Origin of the sequence: Saccharopolyspora rhizosphaerae, assembly GCF_003931915.1 — a bacterium.
GTDB classification, from domain to species: domain Bacteria; phylum Actinomycetota; class Actinomycetes; order Mycobacteriales; family Pseudonocardiaceae; genus Saccharopolyspora; species Saccharopolyspora rhizosphaerae.
The window spans coordinates 192,535-214,681 of the sequence record NZ_RSAA01000007.1 but is presented as its reverse complement, the minus strand read 5'-3'; the positions used below and the strand labels follow the sequence as shown (position 1 = coordinate 214,681).

Below are 22,147 nucleotides of genomic sequence, written 5' to 3'. Positions count from 1 at the left end.
GAAGATCCTTCAGGGCTCGAAAGAGTTTTCAGTTCGTAGGTGATTCTCGCCGATCCGGGCCGGTGCGACAGGACGCCGCACCGGGCCCGGACCTGCTTCACGCGCGTGGCGTTGCTTACTTCGCCTGCTCCAGCTGAGCGGCGACCGTGTCGAGGAGCTCGGTCCAGGACTTCTCGAACTTCTCGACGCCGTCGACCTCGAGGGCCTTGAACACGTCGTCGAGGTCGATGCCCGCGGCGGCCAGGTCGTCGAAGACCTGCTGGGACTCCGCCGCGGTGCCGGTGACCAGGTCACCGCGCACGTCGGCGTGGTCCGCCACGGCGTCCAGCGTCGACTCCGGCATGGTGTTCACGGTGTTCGGAGCGGCCAGCTCGTCGACGTAGCGGGTGTCGGAGTAGGACTTGTCCTTCACCCCGGTCGACGCCCACAGCGGACGCTGCGCCCGGGCGCCCTCGGCCTGCAGCGCCTTCCACCGCTCGGAGGAGAAGACCTCCTGGTAGGCGGCGTAGGCCAGGCGGGCGTTGGCGATGGCGGCCTTGCCGCGCAGCGGGTGGTTCTCCTGCATGGCGTCGAGCCGCTTGTCGATCTCGGTGTCCACGCGGGAGACGAAGAACGACGCCACCGACTCGATGCTCGCCAGGTCGTGGCCGTTGGCCTTGGCCTGCTCCAGGCCGGCCAGGTAGGCGTCCATGACCTCGCGGTAGCGCTCGACGGAGAAGATCAGCGTGACGTTGACGCTGATGCCCTCGGCGATCACCTTGGTGATCGCCGGCAGGCCGGCCTGGGTGGCCGGGATCTTGACCATCAGGTTCGGCCGGTCGACGGCCTTCCACAGGTCGATGGCCTCGGCGACGGTCTTGTCGCTGTCGTGCGCCAGCCGCGGGTCGACCTCGAGGGAGACCCGGCCGTCCACACCACCGGTGGACTCGTAGACGTTGCGGAACACGTCCGCGGCGTCGCGCACGTCGGCCGTGGTCAGCTCGCGGATGGTGTCGTCCACCCCGGCACCGCGGGCCGCCAGGTCCGTGACCTTGTCGGCGTAGTCGGCGGCGTTCGACAGCGCGTTGGCGAAGATCGTCGGGTTGCTCGTGACCCCGACGACGGCCTTGTCGCTGATCAGCTGGGCGAGGTTGCCCGAGCTGATGCGCTGGCGGGACAGGTCGTCCAGCCAGATCGAAACTCCGGCCTCGGTCAGGGCCTTGAGGTTCGCGTTGGTCGTCACAGGTTTTCCTCCGCTCACGCCTTCTCGGCGTTGCTCAGGCTGCGGCGAGCAGCTGCGACAACGGCTTCGGTGGTGATGCCGAACTGCTCGTAGAGGGTCTTGTAGTCGGCCGAGGCGCCGAAGTGCTCCAGGGACACCGACTCACCGGCGTCCTTGACGAACCGGTACCACGGCATGGCGATGCCGGCCTCGACCGAGACGCGGGCCTTCACCGAGCTCGGCAGCACCGACTCGCGGTAGGCCTCGTCCTGGGCGTCGAACCACTCGACGCACGGGAACGAGACGACGCGGGTCGCCACGCCCTCGGCCTCGAGGGCCTCGCGGGCCTCCACGGCCAGCTGGACCTCGGAACCGGTCGCCATCAGGATCACGTCCGGCTCGCCGTTGCCGGCGTCGGCCAGGACGTAACCGCCCTTGGCCACGCCCTCCTGGGAGGTGCCCTGCAGCGTCGGCACGCCCTGGCGGGTCAGCGCGAGGCCGGCCGGGCCGGTCGGGTTCTCCAGAATCGCCTTCCACGCGGCGGCGGTCTCGTTGGCGTCCGCCGGGCGGACCAGCGAGAAGCCGGGGATCGCGCGCAGCGAGGCGACGTGCTCGATCGGCTGGTGCGTGGGGCCGTCCTCGCCCAGGCCGATGGAGTCGTGGGTCCACACGAAGATCGACGGCGCCTTCATCAGGGCCGCCAGGCGCACCGCCGGGCGCATGTAGTCGCTGAACACCAGGAAGGTGCCGCCGTACGGGCGGGTGCCGCCGTGCAGCGCGATGCCGTTGACGATCGCGCCCATGGCGTGCTCGCGGATGCCGAAGTGCAGCGTCCGGCCGTAGGGGTCGGCCTTCCACGCGTCCGTGGAGATCGACTGCGGGCCGAACGAGGGCTGACCCTTCATCGAGGTGTTGTTGCTCTCGGCGAGGTCCGCCGAACCGCCCCACAGCTCGGGCAGCACGTCGGCCAGCGCGTTGAGGACCTCACCCGAGGCCTTGCGGGTGGCGATGCCCTTGCCGTCGGCCTCCCAGCTCGGCAGCTTCTCGGCCCAGCCGGCCGGCAGCTCGCGGGCGGTCAGCCGGTCCAGCAGCGCCTTGCGCTCCGGGTTGGCGGCGGCCCACTTGTCGAAGGCGGCCTGCCACTCGGCGCGGGTCTTCTTGCCGCGCTCGACGACCTCGCGGGCGTGGTCGAGGACCTCGGCGTCGACCTGGAAGGACTGCTCCGGGTCGAAGCCCAGCGCCTTCTTGACCTCGGCGACCTCGTCGCCGCCCAGCGCGGCGCCGTGCGCCTTGCCGGAGTTCATCTTGTTCGGCGCCGGGTAACCGATGACCGTGCGCAGCACGATCAGGGTCGGGCGGGAGGTCTCGGCCTGGGCGGTCTCGATGGCCTCCAGGAAGCCCTGCACGTCCTCACCGCCGTGGACGGTGAGCACCTGCCAGCCGTAGGCCTCGTAGCGCTTGGCGGTGTCCTCGGACAGCGCGATGCCGGTGTTGTCCTCGATGGAGATCTCGTTCGCGTCGTAGATCACCGTGAGGTTGCCCAGCTGCTGCGTGCCCGCCAGCGACGACGCCTCGGAGGTCACGCCCTCCTCGATGTCGCCGTCGGAGGCGATCACGTAGACGTGGTGGTCGAACGGGCTCTCACCCGCGGCCGTCTCCGGGTCGAACAGACCGCGCTCGCGGCGCGCGGCCATCGCCATGCCGACGGCGGTCGACAGGCCCTGGCCCAGCGGACCGGTCGTGGTCTCCACACCCTTGGTGTGGCCGTACTCGGGGTGGCCCGGCGTCAGCGAGTCCCACTTGCGCAGCTGCTCGAGGTCCTCGACCTCCAGGCCGTAGCCGGAGAGGAACAGCTGCACGTACAGCGTCAGGCTCGAGTGCCCGGCCGAGAGCACGAAGCGGTCGCGGCCGATCCACTCCGGGTCGGTGGGGTCGTGCCGCATGACCCGCTGGAACAGTGCGTAGGCGGCGGGCGCGAGGCTCATCGCCGTGCCCGGGTGGCCGCTGCCGCAGTTCTCCACCGCGTCGGCGGCGAGCACGCGAGCGGTGTCCACGGCGCGCTGATCCAGCTCGGTCCAGTCGTTGGGCAGTCGCTTGGTCGTCAAGCGGGCAAGGTCGTCGGTGACGGACACGGACGCAGCTCCAGTTTTCCTTCGGCGGTATTTCCCTCAACGCGGCGAACGGTCCGCTGGACCGGTTCGAACCGCAGTCATCCCTCGTCCGCTGGGCAGCCTATCTCTCGCGATCGAGTGCCCGGCGGCCCGTTCCACAACGGTTCCGCCCCACTGCTGAACCAGCCTCGACCTGCGAGGATCGTTCCTCAGGCGGTGGGGAGCCGGCGATTCGTCGACCACCGCGCAGCAGGACCGGTCTGCGCGCGGATGGGCTGCCGGAAACGCGGCTGATCGCCGAACGGTGCCAGTCTATCCTCCGCCCCTCGTGAACAGGGGCACTCGCACCCGCGCGAGAGCGCTGCAGTAGCGCGACTACTATTGCTCAGCGGTCCGGTTCCGGCCTCCGGGGACCGGCGGGAGCGTGCCGGCGAGTGCGGGGAGTGTCATGTCTTCGGTGAGCGCAGCATCGTGACCACCGCCGCCCAGCTCCCCGATCAGCCCGTCCGCAACGCCGCTGACCTGCTCAAGGCCTACCTGGGGCTGACCAAGCCGCGGGTCATCGAGCTGCTGCTGGTCACCACCATCCCCGCCATGCTCCTCGCGGTGCGCGGCATCCCCTCGCCCTTCCTCGTGCTCGCGACCCTCGTCGGCGGCACCATGGCGGCGGGTAGTGCCAACGCGCTGAACTGCGTCGTCGACGCCGACATCGACCAGGTGATGAAGCGCACGCGGGCCCGGCCACTGGTGCGGCGCACGGTGTCCAACCGGCACGCGCTGATCTTCGGCACCGCCCTGGGCGCCGGGTCGTTCCTGGTGCTGTGGGCGGCGACGAACCTGCTGGCCGGCGTGCTGGCGGTGGCCACGATCCTGTTCTACGTCTTCGTCTACACGATGGTCCTCAAGCGGCGGACCGCGCAGAACATCGTGTGGGGTGGTGCTGCCGGGTGCATGCCGGTGGTGATCGGCTGGGCCGGGGTGACCGGCCGCGTCGACTGGCCCGCGCTGGTGATGTTCGGCGTGGTGTTCTTCTGGACGCCGCCGCACACCTGGTCGCTGGCGATGAAGTACAAGGCCGACTACGAGCGCGCGGGCGTCCCGATGCTGCCCGTGGTGGCCCGGCCGACGGCCGTGTCCCGGCAGGTCGTGCTGTTCACCTGGCTGATGGTGCTCTGGACGTTGCTGCTGGCCCCGGCCACCGGCTGGCTCTACGTCGCCGTCGCGGCGATCGCCGGTGCCTGGTTCCTGGTGCTCGCCCACCGCCTGCACACCGCGACCAAGCGCGGCGAGCCCACCAAGCCGATGCGGCTGTTCCACCTGTCGAACACGTACCTGATGATCGTCTTCGTGGCGTTGGCGGTCGACTCGGCCCTCAGCCTCCCCGTCCTCGGCTGGCCCTGGTGAACCCTCGGGCGGGCCACCGCCCGGCACAGCAGCCTGATTCGACCTTCGCGCGGAGCTCGACCCCGAAGTCCCCACGTCGAACTTCGCGCGGAACGTGACTGAGGAGTTCTGGGGTCGAACTCCGCGCGGAGCTCGCAAAGTCCTGGTGAGGAGCAGCTTGCCGGGTGCGGCTTCAGCGTCGGCGGTGGACTCGAACCTCAGCCTCCCGGTCCTCGGCTGACCCCTGGTGTGGCCCCGGGTGCCCCCTCCCCATCCCGGCGTCTGCGCCCGCCCCGAGCGGTGGCTTCAGCGCGTCCGGCACGGAGGCCGGGTTCGAAGTTCGCGCGGAGTTCGCCCCCGAAGTTCCCACGCCGAACTTCGCACGAAGTGGGAGGGGTGCTGGTCAGGGTGGGTGACGAGCGTGCCGGTGTGTGACTGCGGCGTGGAGGTCGGACACGCCCTCGCCCCTCAGCGTCGCGGTCTTCGGGTTCGCGGTCGTCGGCTGGTCCTGGTGAGCCAGCCCGGCCGGGCGTCGTGCGCTAGGCACAGGTTGGCTTCTGCGTCCGCACGGCGGTGTGATCCCCACTTCGCGCGATCGCCCCTGGAGTTCGGGGGCCGAACCTCGCGCGAAGTGGGAAGGGTGCTGGTCAGGGGCGGATGAGGAGCTTGCCAGTGGTGCGGCGGCCTTCGAGGTCTTCGTGGGCCTTGCGTGCCTCGTGGAGCGAGTAGGTGCCGCCGACCCGGATGTGGATCGTGCCCGTGGTGATCCAGTTGAAGACGTCGCCGGCGCGCCAGTCCAGCTCCTCGCGGGTGAGGAGGTGGTGGCCCAGCGACGGGCGGGTCAGGAACAGCGACCCGGCCGAGTTCAGCCGCTGGGGGTCGACCGGCGGGACCGGGCCGGAGGACGCCCCGAACAGCGCCAGCGTGCCGCGCGGCCGCAGGCTCGCCAGGCTGGCGTCGAAGGTGGACTTGCCGACGCCGTCGTAGACGACGTCCACCCCGCGCCCGTCGGTGAGGTCGCGGACCTCGGCGGCGACGTCGGCCTCGGTGTAGCGGATGATCTCGTCCGCGCCGGCGTCGCGCGCCAGGCGCTCCTTCTCATCGGTGGACACGGTGCCGATGACGTTGCCGCCCTTGGACTTGATCAGCTGCGTCAGCAGCAGCCCCATGCCGCCGGCCGCCGCGTGCACCAGCGCGGTCTCCCCGGTCGTGATCGGGTGCGTCGACGTGACCAGGTAGTGCGCGGTCATGCCTTGCAACATCGCGGCCGCGGCGGTCTCGCTCTCCACGCCGTCCGGGACCTTCACCGCCATCGACGCCGGGACCAGCGCTTTCTCGGCGTAGCTGCCGGGCGTCATGGCCCAGGCGACCCGCTCGCCGACCGCGAACCCGTCCACCTCCGGACCGACTGCGACGACCTCCCCCGCGCCTTCCGAACCCGGGGTGAAGGGCAGCTGCATCGAGTAGAGCCCGCTGCGCTGGTAGGTGTCGATGAAGTTGACCCCGGCTGCGGCGACGTCGACCAGCAGCTGGCCGGGGCCGGGTTCGGGAACCTCGACCTCGCCCAGTTCGAGCACCTCAGGACCACCACTGGTCGCCACCCGAATCGCGCGCATGTGCTTCTCTCCTTCGCAGGGCTTGCTCCTCGGCCGCCCGGAGCAACGCTGCGGCCGTCGTCGATCATCCCTCCTGAGATCACCGACTCCCACCTCCGGGCCCGCGTGCCGCGCGCCCGAGATCGAGTGTCGTGCGCAACGACCGGTTCTGCCGAGCGGTGAAACCCGTTTAGGATCCCGGCATGGCAGCCGAGAAGCACACCGAGCAGAGCACCGCGCCCACTCCGAAGGCCCTGTCCGCGGCCAAGGCCTTCGTCGCCGACCACGGTGGCTCGGCGCGCGCGGTGGTGGAGAACATCGGCCGGGCGGGCGCCCGCGTGGTGCTCATCGGCGAGGACGGCCGCCTCGGCGACGTCGTGGTCAGCAGCCACGCCGTCGGTGAAGCGCTGGTGGAGGCGGTCGAGGGTCTGAGCCTCTGCGAGTGGGACGCCGACACCACGGCCGCCCTGAAGATCGGCGCAGCGCACCGCCGCGCGATGGCAGGCCCGCGCGCCCGCTGACCAGGCATCGCCGGACACGCCGCCGGAACCTGCTGGTCGAGTCGTTCGCTGTGGTTTATGGTTTCAGCGGATACTGAACTCGATCTGGGAGGCGGCGTGTCCGAGGAGTACCTGCAGCGCACCGACCGGCCCGCGATGTCGGAGTGGATCGAGCAGATGGCCGCCCACTTCGAAGCCACCGAGGGCATGCCGCTCATCGCCGGTCGCATCTTGGCGTTCCTGCTGATCTGCGACCCGCCGGAGCGCACCGCCAACGAGCTCTCGCACGCGCTGGCCGCCAGCACCGGGTCGATCAGCACGAACGTCCGCCTGCTGATGCGCCTCGGCGTGGTCTCGAAGACCACGCGCCAGGGACGCGAGGCGGCGCTCTACCAGGTGGAGGAGGACCGCTGGCCCGCGCTGGTCCGGCAGCGCATGGAGCGCGTCACCGACCTCGAGGAGCTCACCGCCGCGGGCCTGCGCATGTTCAGCGGCCAAGGTGAGCGCGCCCGGCGCCTGCGCACCGTCAACGAGTTCTACCAGTGGCTCTCCGGCGAGATGCCCGAGCTGTGGCGGCGCTGGGAGCGCGAGGGCAAGCCCAAGCTCCGCTTCTGAGGTCGTCAGACCGCGACCGACTCCTGCGGCTCGGCGACCTCGGGATGGGGGAGCGGCCCGCGGTTGCGGGACTCCAGCCACAACGCGGCCGTCGTGATGATCACGCAGGTCGCGGCGGCCACGTGCAGCACCACCAAGACCTCGGGGACGCCGAGGTAGTACTGGACCGAGCCGATCGCGCCCTGCACCAGGACCATCGCGCACGCCGCGGTGTAGGCCTTGATCAGCGCCTTCGTCGGGCGGGCCGAGCGCAGCCAGACGCCGAAGACGGCCAGCATCAGCACGTAGGCCATGACCAGGACGCCGTGCACCTGCACCAGGCCCTCGACCGGCAGGCCCAGGCGCGGGGTGGCCGGGTCGCCGGCGTGCGGGCCGGCGGCGGTCACCAGGGTTCCGACGACGAGCACGGCGGCGGTGACCGCGACCAGCACCGCCAGCAGGCGGCGCATCGGGCGGGTCACGATGCCCAGCGGCGCGCGGTCTCCTTCGGTGGTGGCCTTGACCAGCAGCGCGGCCAGCCAGATCAGGATCGCCGAGGCCATGAAGTGCACCGAGACGCTCCACCAGGCCAGGTCGACCAGCACCGTCATGCCGCCGATGACCGCTTGAGCGATGACGCCGAGCGGCATGATCAGCGCCAGGCCCACCAGGCGTGTGCGGTGCGGGCGGCAGCGCCACGCGGCCAGGAAGCAGGCCAGCGCGATGAAGCCGATGACTCCGGTGAGGAGCCGGTTGCCGAACTCGATCGCCTGGTGCAGGGCGGCGACCTCCGCGTGCGGCATCGGGACCATGCTGCCCGGGAAGCACTGCGGCCAGGTCGGACACCCGAGGCCGGAGCCCGTCACGCGGACGGTCACCCCGGTCACCGAGATCAACGCCTGCGTCACCAGCACGGCGACCGCGAGGATCCGCACGGTGCGCGGCGACGGGCGGGAGATCCAAGTAGGTAGCGCCACGAACCCAGATGGTAAGCGGGTGCCCTCCCGCTTCCCGCGCGAGGGCACCCCCGGTGTGGGGCCGAGTACACCGAGCGCCGAGCGACCACGATCGGGAGACGGGCGTCCCGCGCGGGACGCCCGTCCCCCGGATCGGAGGACGGCCCGGCGCGCGGGGTCAGTTGAAGAGGTTCTTGGGGAGGGCGCCGGCTTCGGCGAGGGCCTTGCTGAGCTTGCCGCCCTTCTCGACGAGGGTCGCGGTCCGCTCCTCGCCGAGGTGCGTCCACGGCGCCATCGCCAGCTGGTCGGTGCGGGTCTCGACGTCCTCGCGGTACTGCTTGCCCTCGTCGGTGATCGTGCCGTCGGCGGTGACCAGACCGCGCTCGCGCAGCTGCTCGATGGCCTCGGCCCACTCCTGCTCGGACCACTCGCGCAGGGTCCGCGCGGCCTCCGGGGTGAACCCGCCGCGCGTGCCGCTGTGCAACACCAGCGACTGGATGCCGGAGAGGTCGGCCTGCTGCAGCGCGGCGATGTGGCCGTCACCGCGGAACTCGCGCAGCAGCGTCACCGCGTGCCACAGCTTCAGGTGCGGGGGTTCCGGCCAGTCCAGATCGGCGTGACCGGCGTAGAGCGGCTTGCCCTCGGGGCTGCAGCCCTCGGAGGCGATCCGGGCGAGCTCGGCGGCCTCGGTCACGTCGTCGGAGGCGAGGACCTCGTCGCCGAGCAACCGGTGCAGGGCCGTGTCGGCGGCGTCCAGTCGCGCGTCGAGCACGTCGGAGGGGGAGGCGATGTCCCACGCGGCGGGGATCGACTTGGCGACCGAGACCGGGTTGAAGTTGTAGAAGGTCGCGGCGACCACGCCCGCGCCCACCGGCCCCATCGCGGCCGACCGGCCCGCGTAGTAGCTCATCCGGCCTGGTTTGAGCCCCAGCTTGGTGAAGCGGTCCTCCGCCTCGGGGGCGAAGTAGATCATGGCGTGGATCAGTTCCAGGGCTGCTTTGGCGTGGCGAGCGATCTTCGTCATGCCGCCACCCTAGGACTTGGGACGCCGCGGGAAGACCGCCCACCGGCGTGCGGAGGGGCCTGTGTCCGACGCTGCCGCTGTCCGAGATCCCGGCGGGGCGGTGTCCAGGCCCCCGCGCAAAGCGAGTGCTCTCGAAGTTGGCGAGAACCTCGACCCGGCTGTTCCAGCGTCGAGCTGCGCGCGACGTTCGAAGGCCAGGGCTCCGCTTCCCACGTCGCGCGACATCTGCTCCCGGGGCTTGGCGCGAGGTCCGACGTGGGACGTAGCCGACATCGCTGCTCGTGCCAGCACCACAGCGACCCGGGCAGACGTCGACACCTCCGCCTGCGGCTTCGTGGGCAGTTCGCCGGGATGCTGTGTGTCCGACGCGCGCGGGTGCGGCCGGAGGGAGTCCGGCCGAGTGGTCGCGGGTCCTGTCATCGCGGCGCGGGCCAGCTCTGCGCGTGCGCAGAGCGCAGGTCTGCCGGCCTGCTGGACCGGCCCGGCGGGGGTCAGGTCAAGCGCGTGGTGCGGATCGCGGCGGCTCCGCAGGCGACGCCCCAGGCGAGCAGCACCAGGACCGGCTGCAGGCCGGGGAGCGTGCTCTCGACGAGGACGGCGTCGAGCGCTTCGGCCAGTGCGCCCGAGGGCAGGAACCCTGCGATGGCGCTGAGCGGCCCGGGCAGGTCCTCGGCGGGCAGCGCCAGGCCTCCCGCCAGCAGCAGGATGAACCAGATGGCGTTGGCCAGGGCGAGCACGATCTCCGGGCGCAGCGCACCACCGACGAGGACTCCGGCCGCGCCGAAGGCGAGCGTGCCCAGCACCAGCAGCCCGACGCCCGGCAGCAGGCCGAGCCGGGCCGGTGACCAGCCCAGCAGCAGCGCCGTCACGCTCAGCACCACCGTCTGCAGCGCGACCACCAGCAGGGTCGCCAGGACGCGGCCGGAGATGAGCGTCCAGCGCGGCAGCGCGGTCGCCGACAGGCGTTTGAGGACGCCGTAGCGGCGGTCGAAGCCCAGGGCGATGGCCTGGCCGGTGAAGGCGGTGGACATCACCGCCAGCGCCAGGATGCGCGGCATCACCGAGTTCACCCGCGGTTCGGGCAGCTCGCCGATGTGGATCGTGCTCATGCCGATGAGCAGAGCGATCGGGATGATCAGGGTCAGCAGGGCCTGCTCGCCGTGGCGGAGGATCAACAGCGCTTCCATCCGGGTCTGCGCGGCGAGCATGCGCAGCGGGCGCCCCCTGCCGGGGGAGGGGGCGAAGGTTCCGGCGGGGAACCGGTCACCGAGCTCGGCGGTCACGATCGAAGCTCCCGTCCGGTCAGGTCCAGGAAGACGTCCTCCAGGCTGCGGCGGGTCACCCGCAGCTCCTGGGCCAGCACGCCGTGCTGGGCGCACCAGGCGGTCACCGTGGAGACCACCTGCGGGTTGATCTCGCCGCGCACCACGTAGTCGCCGGAGCGCAGCTCCTCGGCCTTGTAGCCCTCGGGCAGCGCGGCCAGCAGCAGGTCGAGGTCCAGGCCGGTCTGCGAGGTGAACCGCAGCTCCTGCTTGCCGTCGGCGGGCGCGGTGAGCTCCTCGGCGGTGCCGTCGGCGACCGCGCGGCCGTGGTCGACGATCACGACCCGGTCGGCCAGGGCTTCGGCCTCGTCCATCAGGTGCGTGGTGAGCAGCACGCTCACGCCGTCCCGGCGCAGCGCGGCGACGAGGTCCCACACGAGGCGGCGGGCCTGCGGGTCGAGCCCGGCGGTGGGTTCGTCGAGGAACACCAGCTCGGGGCGGCCGATGAGCGCGCAGGCCAGCGACAGGCGCTGCTGCTGGCCCCCGGAGAGCCGCTTGTAGGAGGTCCGACGCACCGACTCCAGCCCGAGCACCTCCAGCAGCCACGCCGGGTCGAGCGGGTCGGCCGCGCAGGCGGCGACCAGGTGCAGCATCTCCTCGGTGCGCACGCCCGGGTAGGCGCCCCCGCCCTGCGGCATCACGCCGATGCGCGGGCGCAGCTGCTCGCCCTGGGTGTGCGGGTCGAGGCCGAGCACCCGGACCTCGCCGCGGTCCGGGCGCTGGAAGCCTTCGCAGATCTCCACCGTGGTGGTCTTGCCCGCGCCGTTGGGTCCCAGCAGCGCCAGCACCCCTCCCCGGGGCACGGACAGGTCGAGGCCGGCGACCGCAGTGGTCTCCCCGAAGCGCTTCTCCAGCCCGCGCAGCAGGACGGCCGGACTCTCTTCACTCACGAACTCACAGCCTATTGCTTGACCTGCCGCACCCGGTCGAGGGTGGGCCAGAGGACGGGCATCCGGTGCCTCACCAGCACCACGGTGATCGTGAAGGCGATCAGCGCGGCGCTCACGGCGAGCGGGATCTGGTAGGCGCGCAGCACGAAACCGGCCCCGGTGGGCGGGATCAGCAGCGACACGGCGGCGCAGATCGCGGTCGCGGTGATGCGGAAGCGGGAGCTGTTCGTCGACAGCGCCAGCGGCACCACCGACCACAGCAGGTACCAGGGCCACAGCACGGGCACCGCCAGTGCCAGGGTGAGGTACGTGGCGCCCATCGCCACCAGCGGGTGGATCCGGCCGCGGAAGGACAGCCACAGCATCCACAGGCACACCCCGCCCACGATCGCGTAGCCGATCAGCTTGGTGATGACCAGCATCGCGTCGGTCTGGTTGCCCAGGCCGAGCAGCGTGGAGACCCCGCCGCCGGTCATGCCGAACGCGGACAGCGGTGCCATGAAGGTCTTGACCCGGTTGGGCACGTCGAAGGTGTCGATCCAGCCGAGCCCCCAGCCGCTGCCCACGGTGATCACGGTCATGGTGGCGAGGAACACGGCGCCGAGCAGGCCGCCGGTGCGCAGCAGTTCGCGCCACCGGCCGCCCTTGAGCAGCACCAGGTAGATGCCGAAGAAGCCGAGCGCGATCCAGCCGGGCGGTTTGATCGCTCCGGCGATGGTGAGCAGCACGCCGGTCCCGATGGTGCCGGGCACGGTCTGGAAGCGCAGGCCCAGCTCGATGGCGGCCAGCATGATGCCGACCATCAGCGCTTCGTTGTGCATGCCGCTGATGACGTGGAACAGCACGATCGGGTTGGCGACGCTGAGCCACAGCGCGGCGGCCGGGTGGACCCCGCAGCGGCGGGCCAGGCGCGGGATGGCCCAGATGGCCAGCGCGAGCCCGCACAGCATGACCACGCGCCAGATGAGCACGCCGAAGATCACGTTGTCGCCGATGAGCCGGGAGATGAGCTGCCCGAACATCAGGAACAGCGGCCCGTAGGGCGACGGGGTGTCGCGCCAGATGTTGGGCACGTTGGTGGTGAACGGGTGGTCCACGCCGAGGCCGATCGCCGGGCTGACCAGGTACGGGTTGAGCCCGCGCGCGGCCACCTCGCTCTGCGCGAGGTAGCTGTACATGTCGGTGCTGAACAGCGGTGGGCACAGCGCCAGCGGCAGCGCCCACATCGCGGCGGTGCGGGCGAGCTGGCCGACGCCGAGGATGCGTTCCCGGCCGGGCCGGCAGAGCAGGCCCAGCCACAGCCAGGCGGCGACGATCATGAGCATGCCCAGCCAGCAGATCGCCATCGCCACGGTGGGCATGCGGGTCAGCAGGCCGAGCAGGCGAGCGCCGTAGAGCGGGTTGATCACCGGGTTCGCGCCGGCGCCGAACGCACCGGCGGCCAGGATCAGGGATCCGGTGGTGCCGAAGCGGCGGATGTGGTCGAGCTGCCTCCGTTCGGAGTGGTCGAGTGGCGCCGTGCTCGTCCGTTCGGATGCCTCCGACCCGGGGAGCAACGCCGCCTGGTCCGTCGTTTCGCCTGCAGCCACGGTTCCGCAGCGTAATGGGGTGAGTCAGATCACGTGCCCGCCCCGTGGTCTGGTGTCCCGGCTCGAAATAGGTAACATTCCTGTTGTGAAAAAGGTCGGGACGTCGCAGCCGACCGCAGCCTCCGCCGGAACGGGGCCTGCGGGCCAGTCCGGCACGGCTGCGCAAGGCGACGGCAGGACCCGTCACACGGTTGCGCGGTTGCTGCTGGAACGGGGGCCGATCACCGCTGCTGCGGTGGCCGAAGAACTCGGGGTCAGCCCCACCGCGGTGCGCCGGCACTTGGACGTGCTGGTCGCCGAGGGCGAGGCCTACACCCGGGAGTCCTCTCCGCGTGGCCGTCGGGGTCGTGGCCGACCCGCCAAGCTCTACCTGCTCACCGAGTCGGGCAGGGCGAGGTTCGGGCACGCCTACGACGACCTGGCGGTGGCGGCGCTGCGGTTCATCGCCGAACACGAAGGGGAAGAGGCGGTGCGCGAGTTCGCGGAACGGAGGATGGCCGCGCTGGTGGCCAACCACCGGGAGGCGCTCGTGGCCGCTCGGACCCCGGCCGAGCGCGCGGAGGTACTCGCCGACGCGCTCACCCGGGAGGGCTACGCTGCTTCGGCGCGCAGCGTCGGGAGCGGCGAGCAGCTCTGCCAACACCACTGCCCGGTGGCGCACGTCGCTGCGGACTTCCCGCAGCTGTGCGAAGCCGAGACGGCGGCGTTCGCCGAAGTCCTCGGCACCCACGTGCAGCGGCTGGCCACGATCGCGAACGGTGATGCGGCCTGCACCACGCACGTACCAACCGCGCGGTTGACGGAATCGGGCCAGCCCGGCCCGGACGTCGAACAGACCTCTGCCGGTTCGGTCCCGAAGGACCGGCAGAACACCGCCCCGATTCCTGCTGGAGGGGAGTCCGTATGACTGCCGCTGCGGAGCAGCGCAATCCCACCACCGCATCCGATGGTCAGCTCACCCAGGAAGAAACCCTGGCGACGCTGGGCAATTACGAATACGGCTGGGCTGACGAAGACATCGCGGGCGCGACCGCCAGGCGCGGTCTGTCCGAGGACGTCGTGCGCGACATCTCGGACAAGAAGAGCGAACCCGACTGGATGCTCGAATCGCGTCTGAAGGCCCTGAAGCTGTTCGACCGCAAGCCCATGCCGAACTGGGGCGCGGACCTGTCGGGCATCGACTTCGACAACATCAAGTACTTCGTGCGCTCGACCGAGGAGCAGGCCCAGACCTGGGACGACCTGCCCGAGGACATCAAGAACACCTACGACAAGCTGGGCATCCCGGAAGCGGAGAAGCAGCGGCTGGTCGCGGGTGTCGCCGCGCAGTACGAGTCCGAGGTCGTGTACCACCAGATCCGCGAGGACCTGGAGTCGCAGGGCGTTCTGTTCCTGGACACCGACACCGCTCTGCGCGAGCACCCGGAGATCTTCAAGGAGTACTTCGGCTCGGTCATCCCGGCCGGTGACAACAAGTTCTCCGCGCTGAACACGGCCGTGTGGTCGGGAGGCTCCTTCATCTACGTGCCGCCGGGCGTGCACGTCGACATCCCGCTGCAGGCCTACTTCCGGATCAACACCGAGAACATGGGCCAGTTCGAGCGGACGCTGATCATCGTCGACGAGGGCGCCTACGTGCACTACGTCGAGGGCTGCACCGCTCCGATCTACTCCAGCGACTCGCTGCACTCGGCCGTCGTGGAGATCGTCGTCAAGAAGGGCGGCCGTTGCCGCTACACGACGATCCAGAACTGGTCGAACAACGTCTACAACCTGGTGACGAAGCGCGCCAAGGCTGAAGAGGGCGCGACCATGGAGTGGGTCGACGGCAACCTCGGCTCCAAGGTCACCATGAAGTACCCGTCGGTGTTCCTGATGGGCGAGCACGCCAAGGGTGAGGTCCTGTCCGTGGCCTTCGCGGGCGAGGGCCAGCACCAGGACGCCGGCGCGAAGATGGAGCACCTGGCGCCGCACACCTCCTCGACGATCGTTTCCAAGTCGATCGCCCGCGGTGGTGGCCGCACCTCCTACCGAGGTCTGGTCAAGGTCGCCAAGCGCGCCAACCACTCCTCGTCGAACGTCAAGTGCGACGCGCTGCTGGTCGACACGATCAGCCGCTCCGACACGTACCCGTACGTGGACGTGCGCGTCGACGACGTGACCATGGGTCACGAGGCGACGGTGTCCAAGGTCAGCGACGACCAGCTGTTCTACCTGATGCAGCGGGGTCTGACCGAGGACGAGGCGATGGCGATGATCGTCCGCGGCTTCGTCGAGCCCATCGCGCGCGAGCTGCCGATGGAGTACGCGCTGGAACTCAACCGACTGATCGAACTGCAGATGGAAGGGGCCGTCGGCTAAAGATGAGCACCACTGGAACCGACGCCCAGCACGGGTTGACCGAGCACTCCCACGGGGGGCCTGTGATCCCGCAGGCCTCCCGCGGGGAGCGCTTCCGCTCCTACGACGTCGAGGCCTTCGAGGTCCCCGGCGGTCGGGAGGAGGACTGGCGGTTCACCCCGCTGAAGCGGCTCAAGGGCCTGCACGACGGCACCGCGACCGCCACCGGCACCCTCAAGGTCGAGGTCACCGGTGAGGCCACCGTGGAGACCGTGGGACGCGACGACGCGCGCATCGGCCAGGGCGGCGTGCCCGCCGACCGCGTCGCCGCCCAGGCCTGGAGCTCCTTCACCGAGGCCACCGTGGTCACCGTGCCCAAGGAGACCAAGCCCTCCGCGCCGATCACCGTCACGGTCGACGGCCCGGGCCAGGGCGAGGTCACCTACGGCCACCTGCAGATCCACGCCGAGCAGTTCGCCGAGGCCGTCGTCGTCATCGACTACCGCGGCTCCGGCACGATCGGCGACAACGTCGAGTTCGTCGTCGCCGACGGCGCGCAGCTGCGGATCGTGTCCATCCACGACTTCGCCGACGACGCCACGCAGGTCAGCTCCGAGCACGCCACGCTCGGCCGCGACGCGGTGTTCCGGCACTTCGCCGTCACCCTCGGCGGCGACCTCGTGCGCGTGAACACCACCGTCAACTACGCGGACAAGGGTGGCGACGCCGAGCTGCTCGGCCTGTACTTCGCCGACTCCGGCCAGCACCTCGAGCACCGCATGCTGGTCGACCACAGCGTGCCCCACTGCCGCAGCAACGTGCTCTACAAGGGCGCGCTGCAGGGCAACTCGGCGCACTCGGTGTGGATCGGCGACGTGCTGATCCAGGCCGCGGCCGAGGGCACCGACACCTACGAGCTCAACCGCAACCTGGTGCTGACCGAAGGTGCGCGGGCCGACTCGGTCCCGAACCTGGAGATCGAGACCGGCGAGATCGAGGGAGCCGGCCACGCCAGCGCCACCGGCCGGTTCGACGACGAGCAGCTGTTCTACCTGCAGTCCCGGGGCATCCCGCAGGACCAGGCCCGGCGCTTGGTCGTGCGCGGCTTCTTCGGCGAGCTGCTGCAGAAGATCAACGTGCCCGAGGTGCGCGAGCGCCTCGAGGCTGAGATCGAAGAAGAGCTCGCCGTCGTCGGAGCCTGAGCGGCACCGCTCGAACCCAGACCTTCGGTACCACCACACCAGGAGATTCAGAGGAAAATGGCCACCCTGGAGATCAAGGACCTGCACGGTTCGGTCCTCACCGAGGACGGCGCGAAGCCGATCCTCAAGGGCGTCAACCTGACCATCGACTCCGGTCAGATCCACGCCATCATGGGCCCCAACGGCTCTGGCAAGTCGACCCTGGCCTACGCGCTGGCCGGTCACCCCAAGTACCAGATCGACTCGGGCTCGGTGCTGCTCGACGGCGAGGACGTCCTCGAGATGTCGGTCGACGAGCGCGCCCGCGCGGGCCTGTTCCTCGCGATGCAGTACCCGGTCGAGGTGCCGGGCGTGTCGATGTCGAACTTCCTGCGCACTGCCGCCACCGCCGTCCGCGGTGACGCTCCGCAGATCCGGCACTGGGTCAAGGAGGTCAAGCAGTCGATGTCCAACCTCGACATCGACCCGTCCTTCTCCGAGCGCAGCGTCAACGAGGGCTTCTCCGGCGGTGAGAAGAAGCGCCACGAGATCCTGCAGCTGGACCTGCTCAACCCGAAGTTCGCGGTGCTCGACGAGACCGACTCCGGTCTGGACGTCGACGCGCTGCGCGTCGTCTCCGACGGCGTCAACCGCTTCAAGGACAAGGGTGACAAGGGCGTTCTGCTGATCACCCACTACACCCGCATCCTCAAGCACATCACCCCGGACCGCGTGCACGTGTTCTCCGACGGCAAGGTCGTCGAGACCGGCGGCGCCGAGCTCGCCGACGAGCTCGAGGCCAACGGCTACGTGCGCTTCACCAGCAAGAAGGAGGCGGCCGCCCAGTCATGACCCCAGAGCCTCTTCGCACCACTGGTGTGAGCACTGCACCGGACGTGGCTGTGCCCCTGGACGTCCGGGAGATCCGCGCGGACTTCCCGATCCTCGGGCGCACCATCCGCGACGGCAAGCGCATGGTCTACCTCGACTCCGGGGCGACCTCGCAGCGGCCGCGCCAGGTGCTCGACGCGGAGCGCTCCTTCCTGGAGCACTCCAACGCCGCCGTGCACCGCGGGGCGCACCAGCTGGCCGAGGAGGCCACGGACGCCTACGAAGGCGCGCGAGAACGCATCGCCACCTTCGTCGGCGTGGGGGATGACGAGGTGGTGTTCACCAAGAACGCCACCGAGGGCGTGAACCTCGTCGCGTACGCCATGAGCAACGCCGCGACGGCCGGGGCGGAAGCCGAGCGCTTCCGCCTCGGCCCCGGCGACGAGGTCGTGGTGACCGAGATGGAGCACCACGCCAACCTCGTGCCGTGGCAGCAGCTGTGCCAGCGCACGGGTGCCACGCTGCGCTGGTTCGGCGTCACCGACGAGGGCCGGCTCGACACCTCGGACGTCACCTCGGTGATCTCCGAGCGGGCCAAGGTCGTGGCCTTCACCCACCAGTCCAACGTGCTGGGCACCGTCAACACCGGCGAGGAGGTCATCCAGCGCGCCCACGAGGTCGGTGCGCTGGTCGTGGTCGACGCCTGCCAGTCCGTGCCGCACGCGCCGGTCGACTTCAAGGCGATGGGCGTGGACTTCGCGGTGTTCTCCGGGCACAAGATGCTCGGCCCCTCCGGGGTCGGCGTGCTCTACGGCCGCCGCGAACTGCTCGACGCGATGCCGCCGTTCATCAGCGGTGGGTCGATGATCGAGATGGTGCACATGGAACGCTCCACGTTCGCCCCGCCGCCGCAGCGGTTCGAGGCGGGCGTGCCGATGACCTCGCAGGTCGTCGGGCTCGGCGCGGCCGTGGACTACCTCAACGCGGTCGGTGTGGACCGGGTCGCCGCGCACGAGCACGCTCTCACCGAGACCGCGCTGCGCGAGCTCGACGCGATCGAGGGCGTGCGCATCATCGGCCCCACCAGCACCGAACACCGCGGTGGCGCCGTGTCCTTCGTGATCGACGGCGTGCACCCGCACGACGCCGGCCAGGTGCTCGACGACCAGGGCGTGGAGGTCCGGGTGGGCCACCACTGCGCCTGGCCGCTGCACCGGCGGATGGGAATTCCCGCGACCGTTCGCGCGTCGTTCTACCTGTACAACGAACTGGACGAGGTCAAGGCGCTGGTGGACGCGGTGCGCGAGGCGCAGCGCTTCTTCGGCGTCGCCTGAACCGCCGAGGACCCCTTCACATGCAGCTTGAGCAGATGTACCAGGAGATCATCCTGGACCACTACCGCAACCCGCACCGGCACGGGCTGCGGGAGCCCTTCGACGCCGAGTCCTTCCAAGTCAACCCGACCTGCGGGGACGAGGTGACGCTGCGGGTGCGGTTGTCCGGCGACGGTGAGGACACCGTCGTCGAGGACGTCTCCTACGCGGGGCAGGGCTGCTCGATCAGCCAGGCGGCGGTGTCGGTGCTGACCGACCTCGTCGTCGGCAAGCCGCTCAAGCAGGCCCTCGAGACCGAGGCCGCGTTCGGCGAGCTGATGCACGGCCGGGGCAAGGTCGAACCGGACGAGGACGTGCTCGAGGACGCCATCGCCTTCGCCGGTGTGGCCAAGTACCCGATGCGCGTCAAGTGCGCGCTCCTCGGCTGGATGGCCTTCAAGGACGCGGTCGGTCGCGCGTGACACGGCGGGTGCGCGGCCACGTCGCTCAGCGGCGCGGGAAGCAGCACACCGTGCACCGTGCTCAGGCGAGGTGGTGGGGAGCGGCTCCGCCGCTTGCCCGGTGCCGCGGCCCTGAGCCAGAGTTGAACGAAGACTTCCAGGAGGCGAAAGTGAGCGACGAGACCCCGGTGCAGGAAGACGTGGCGCGCACCGCCGAAGCCCTGCCGGACCAGGCCGCCCCGGCGGCCGAGGTCGCCAAGGTCGAGGACGTCGAAGAGGCCATGCGCGACGTGGTCGACCCCGAGCTGGGCATCAACGTCGTCGACCTCGGGCTGGTCTACGACGTGCGCGTCGAGCAGGACAACTCGGCCACCGTCGACATGACGCTGACCTCGGCGGCCTGCCCGCTGACCGACGTCATCGAGGACCAGGCCCGCGCCGCCCTCACCGGCGGCCCCGGCGGTGGCATCGTCTCGGACTTCCGGATCAACTGGGTCTGGATGCCCCCGTGGGGCCCCGAGAAGATCACCGAGGAGGGGCGCGAGCAGCTACGAGCCCTGGGCTTCACGGTCTGATCTTCGGATCGTGGTTGCGCTTCCCGGCGGTGCGGGTGGCGGAACCTCAGCGGCCCTCTGTGCCCGGGCGCCACTCCTGATGTGTGCTGGCACGGCGTCGCGGCGTCCTCCTCAGAGGACCGCTGAGAACCCGCGGCGGTGCCGGTTGCTCTGGTGGTGAACTGAGGACGCACCGTCGGTGCTTGGCTTTGAGGTGCGGTGGTTCCGCGGCCCGTGGGGTCCGGGCGCCGCTCCGGATGGGTGCCGGTGCCAGCGTCGCGGCGTCCTCCCCAAGGACCGCTGCTGAGAACCCGTGGCGGGCGAGTCGCCCGCGTGGTGACGGAGGAAAGCACCTTCGGTGCGCGCCTGACGTTGTAGGCCCCCGGCTTCGTGCCGGGGGCCTTCTTCGTGCTCAGAACCTGTTGTGGTGCATCTGTTCCGGGTCCCGGGTGGGGAAGCCGTGCGGGGGTGGTGGGGGCGGCGCCTGCTGGGGTGGTGCCGGCGGGGGTGGGGTGCTGGTCAGCGGGGGTGCCTGGGGTGGTGGTGCGCCGGTGGCCTGGCCTCGCAGGACCTCGATCCGGTTCGAGCCGGGGCGGACCATCACCCAGCTGCACCCGCGGAGCTCCTTGGCGTAGCCCTTGAGCGGCGCGAGCTTGCTGGAGGCCTGGTCGTAGTCGGCGACCGTCTGCGCGGTGCACACCAGCGTCGCCAGCGAGACGGTGACGTCCACGTCGCCCGCCTTGCGGCTGGGGCCCAGCACCGAGTCGGCCAGCCCCGCCAGGTCGTCGAGGTCGGAGACCAGCAGGAAGTCGTCGCCGCCCACGTGCCCGACCTGCACCGAGGACAGCGCGGCCGCCGCGTCGGTGAGGCTGCGGCCGATCGAGCGGATCAGGTCGTCGCCGGCGGAGAAGCCCGCGGTGTCGTTGACCGACTTGAACTCGTCGATGTCCAGCCAGCTCACCGCGAAGATCTCGCCCGCGGAGATGCGCCGCGCCACGTCCCGCGCGATGGCGTCGCTGCCCGGCAGGCGGGTCAGCGGGTTGAGCGCCGCGGCTTCCTCGACCTTCATCTCCGCCATGCCGCGGATCAGGTCGCCCGCGCGCACCGCGCCCAAGCAGCGGTCCGCCTCGTCGACCACGATCGCGTCGTCGTACATCCGGTACGGGTCGGACCCGGTGATCATGCTCAGCGCTTCTATCGCCGTGGTGCCGGTGTTCACCACGCGTGGCTCGTCGGCCAGCCGCGAGGCCGGGCGCTTGGCGTGCAGCGCGTGCCCGTAGGGCCCGGTGACCGCGAGCAGGAAGCGGTTGCGGTCGATGGTGCACTGCGGCCGGTTGTGCTCGTCGACCAGCACCACCCCGCTGATCTCGGTGTGGTCGGCCAGCACCTCGCGCACCTGGTCCGCGGTGGCGTCCATGGACAGCATCGTCGCCGGGGAGAGGAACTCGGTCACGCGCGGTCCGCTGGCCAAGGTGTTGACCGACGGCCCCTGCGGGTCGCTGACCTCGGCGGCCACGCCCGGCACGGTGCTCCGCGTGGGCGGCCTGCGCCCGGGCGGGGCGAGCAGGTTGCCCTGCACCAGGCGGACGCCGTTGCGGCGCAGCGCGTTGAGCTGGCGATCGCTCTCCACGCCCTCGGCGACCAGCTGGCTCTCGGTCGACTCGCACAGGTGGCGCACCGACTCGACGACGGCGATGCGCGCGGGGTCGTCGGGCAGGCCCTGCACCACGGCCCGGTCGAGCTTGATCGTGGCGGGACCGATGTCACCGACCAGGGTCAGCGGGATGTCGCCCTCACCGACTCCGTCGAGGGCGATCTGGAAGCCTTCGGAGCGCAGCTTGCCGACGCCCTCCAGCAGGCTGTTGGAGTCGATGCGGGCGAACGGGGGACCGATCTCCAGGGTGATCTCCTGCTCGCGCCTGCCCACGTCGTGCAGGGCTTCGCGCAGCAGCTCCAGCCGTTCGCGGTCGTGCACCACGGTGCCGCCGAACAGGTTCAGGTGCAGCGGGAGCAGCGATTCGTGGTCCGCCGCGGCTCGGACCGCCTCGACCGCCAAGCTCACGTCGAGCTCGGTGAGCCTCCGCAGCCGCGCCGCCTCGCGGAACAGGTCCTGGACGTGCGCGCCTGCCGGTCGCGCCAACGCCTCGATCGCGACGATGGCACCGGTCTTGATGTTGATCAACGGCTGGAACGCGAAGCGCACCTCGTCCACCAGCGCGAGCACGGAGTCGACGTCGTACCGACTCATGCTTCTCCATCGATCTTGATCACGATCTGTTCACCGACATCTCAGCTCCTCCTC

The 22,147-nt window shown here is 70.5% G+C and carries 19 protein-coding genes; 10 read left to right on the top strand and 9 right to left on the bottom strand.

Going from position 1 to position 22,147, the window contains the following annotated elements:
• Positions 1-115: 115 nt before the first annotated feature.
• Complete coding sequence (tal, locus tag EIL87_RS07625; protein ID WP_125089469.1) at positions 116-1,222, bottom strand: transaldolase; 1,107 nt, start codon at positions 1,220-1,222, stop codon at positions 116-118.
• A gap of 14 nt (positions 1,223-1,236) precedes the next feature.
• The gene (gene tkt / locus EIL87_RS07620) at positions 1,237-3,333 is read right to left on the bottom strand and encodes a transketolase (RefSeq protein WP_199740301.1); all 2,097 of its coding nucleotides are present in this window, start codon (positions 3,331-3,333) and stop codon (positions 1,237-1,239) included.
• A 450-nt stretch (positions 3,334-3,783) separates the two neighbouring features.
• On the opposite strand from tkt, the gene EIL87_RS07615 reads away from it, so the two are divergent.
• A complete protein-coding gene (locus EIL87_RS07615; protein ID WP_125089467.1) occupies positions 3,784-4,716 on the top strand; it encodes a heme o synthase in 933 nt (310 codons plus the stop codon).
• Positions 4,717-5,342: 626 nt separating this feature from the next.
• Here EIL87_RS07615 and EIL87_RS07610 read toward each other — a convergent pair.
• Positions 5,343-6,311 (bottom strand): quinone oxidoreductase family protein, encoded by a 969-nt coding sequence (locus EIL87_RS07610; RefSeq protein ID WP_125089466.1) that lies wholly within the window; start codon positions 6,309-6,311, stop codon positions 5,343-5,345.
• A gap of 182 nt (positions 6,312-6,493) precedes the next feature.
• On the opposite strand from EIL87_RS07610, the gene EIL87_RS07605 reads away from it, so the two are divergent.
• Both EIL87_RS07605 and EIL87_RS07600 read left to right on the top strand, forming a co-directional pair.
• On the top strand, positions 6,494-6,811 hold the full coding sequence (locus EIL87_RS07605) for a hypothetical protein (RefSeq protein ID WP_125089465.1): 318 nt from the start codon (positions 6,494-6,496) through the stop codon (positions 6,809-6,811).
• A 96-nt stretch (positions 6,812-6,907) separates the two neighbouring features.
• Positions 6,908-7,405, top strand: coding sequence for a GbsR/MarR family transcriptional regulator (locus EIL87_RS07600; RefSeq protein ID WP_233576089.1), 498 nt, complete (start codon positions 6,908-6,910; stop codon positions 7,403-7,405).
• Positions 7,406-7,410: 5 nt separating this feature from the next.
• Here the strand turns inward: EIL87_RS07600 and EIL87_RS07595 are convergent, their stop codons facing one another.
• The 5 genes from EIL87_RS07595 to mptB form a co-directional block, all read right to left on the bottom strand.
• Positions 7,411-8,361, bottom strand: coding sequence for a COX15/CtaA family protein (locus EIL87_RS07595; RefSeq protein WP_199740300.1), 951 nt, complete (start codon positions 8,359-8,361; stop codon positions 7,411-7,413).
• Between the two features lie 157 nt (positions 8,362-8,518).
• On the bottom strand, positions 8,519-9,364 hold the full coding sequence (locus EIL87_RS07590; protein ID WP_125089463.1) for an SCO6745 family protein: 846 nt from the start codon (positions 9,362-9,364) through the stop codon (positions 8,519-8,521).
• A 491-nt stretch (positions 9,365-9,855) separates the two neighbouring features.
• Positions 9,856-10,647 (bottom strand): ABC transporter permease, encoded by a 792-nt coding sequence (locus tag EIL87_RS07585; RefSeq protein ID WP_407690520.1) that lies wholly within the window; start codon positions 10,645-10,647, stop codon positions 9,856-9,858.
• Entirely contained in the window at positions 10,644-11,576 is a 933-nt protein-coding gene (locus tag EIL87_RS07580) for an ABC transporter ATP-binding protein (protein WP_125089462.1), read from the bottom strand. The genes EIL87_RS07585 and EIL87_RS07580 overlap by 4 nt, the downstream gene beginning before the upstream one ends.
• Positions 11,577-11,587: 11 nt before the next feature.
• Positions 11,588-13,165, bottom strand: coding sequence for a polyprenol phosphomannose-dependent alpha 1,6 mannosyltransferase MptB (gene mptB / locus EIL87_RS07575; protein ID WP_125089461.1), 1,578 nt, complete (start codon positions 13,163-13,165; stop codon positions 11,588-11,590).
• A gap of 85 nt (positions 13,166-13,250) precedes the next feature.
• Here mptB and EIL87_RS07570 point away from each other — a divergent pair, with 85 nt between their 5' ends.
• From EIL87_RS07570 to EIL87_RS07540, 7 genes are all read left to right on the top strand, one after another.
• Positions 13,251-14,072, top strand: coding sequence for a helix-turn-helix transcriptional regulator (locus tag EIL87_RS07570; RefSeq protein ID WP_125089460.1), 822 nt, complete (start codon positions 13,251-13,253; stop codon positions 14,070-14,072).
• On the top strand, positions 14,069-15,526 hold the full coding sequence (gene sufB, locus EIL87_RS07565; protein WP_125089459.1) for a Fe-S cluster assembly protein SufB: 1,458 nt from the start codon (positions 14,069-14,071) through the stop codon (positions 15,524-15,526). Before EIL87_RS07570 ends, sufB begins: the two co-directional genes overlap by 4 nt.
• A 2-nt stretch (positions 15,527-15,528) precedes the next feature.
• The gene (sufD, locus tag EIL87_RS07560) at positions 15,529-16,707 is read left to right on the top strand and encodes a Fe-S cluster assembly protein SufD (RefSeq protein ID WP_125089458.1); all 1,179 of its coding nucleotides are present in this window, start codon (positions 15,529-15,531) and stop codon (positions 16,705-16,707) included.
• A 57-nt stretch (positions 16,708-16,764) separates the two neighbouring features.
• Positions 16,765-17,538, top strand: a complete 774-nt coding sequence (gene sufC, locus EIL87_RS07555; protein ID WP_125089457.1) for a Fe-S cluster assembly ATPase SufC — start codon at positions 16,765-16,767, stop codon at positions 17,536-17,538.
• On the top strand, positions 17,535-18,851 hold the full coding sequence (locus EIL87_RS07550) for a cysteine desulfurase (RefSeq protein ID WP_125089456.1): 1,317 nt from the start codon (positions 17,535-17,537) through the stop codon (positions 18,849-18,851). Before sufC ends, EIL87_RS07550 begins: the two co-directional genes overlap by 4 nt.
• Positions 18,852-18,871: 20 nt before the next feature.
• Entirely contained in the window at positions 18,872-19,312 is a 441-nt protein-coding gene (gene sufU, locus EIL87_RS07545; protein WP_125089455.1) for a Fe-S cluster assembly sulfur transfer protein SufU, read from the top strand.
• Positions 19,313-19,461: 149 nt separating this feature from the next.
• Positions 19,462-19,866, top strand: a complete 405-nt coding sequence (locus EIL87_RS07540) for a metal-sulfur cluster assembly factor (RefSeq protein WP_125089454.1) — start codon at positions 19,462-19,464, stop codon at positions 19,864-19,866.
• Positions 19,867-20,257: 391 nt separating this feature from the next.
• On the opposite strand, the gene EIL87_RS07535 is transcribed toward EIL87_RS07540, so the two are convergent.
• Positions 20,258-22,093 (bottom strand): GGDEF domain-containing protein, encoded by a 1,836-nt coding sequence (locus EIL87_RS07535; RefSeq protein WP_199740299.1) that lies wholly within the window; start codon positions 22,091-22,093, stop codon positions 20,258-20,260.
• Between the last annotated feature and the right edge of the window lie 54 nt (positions 22,094-22,147).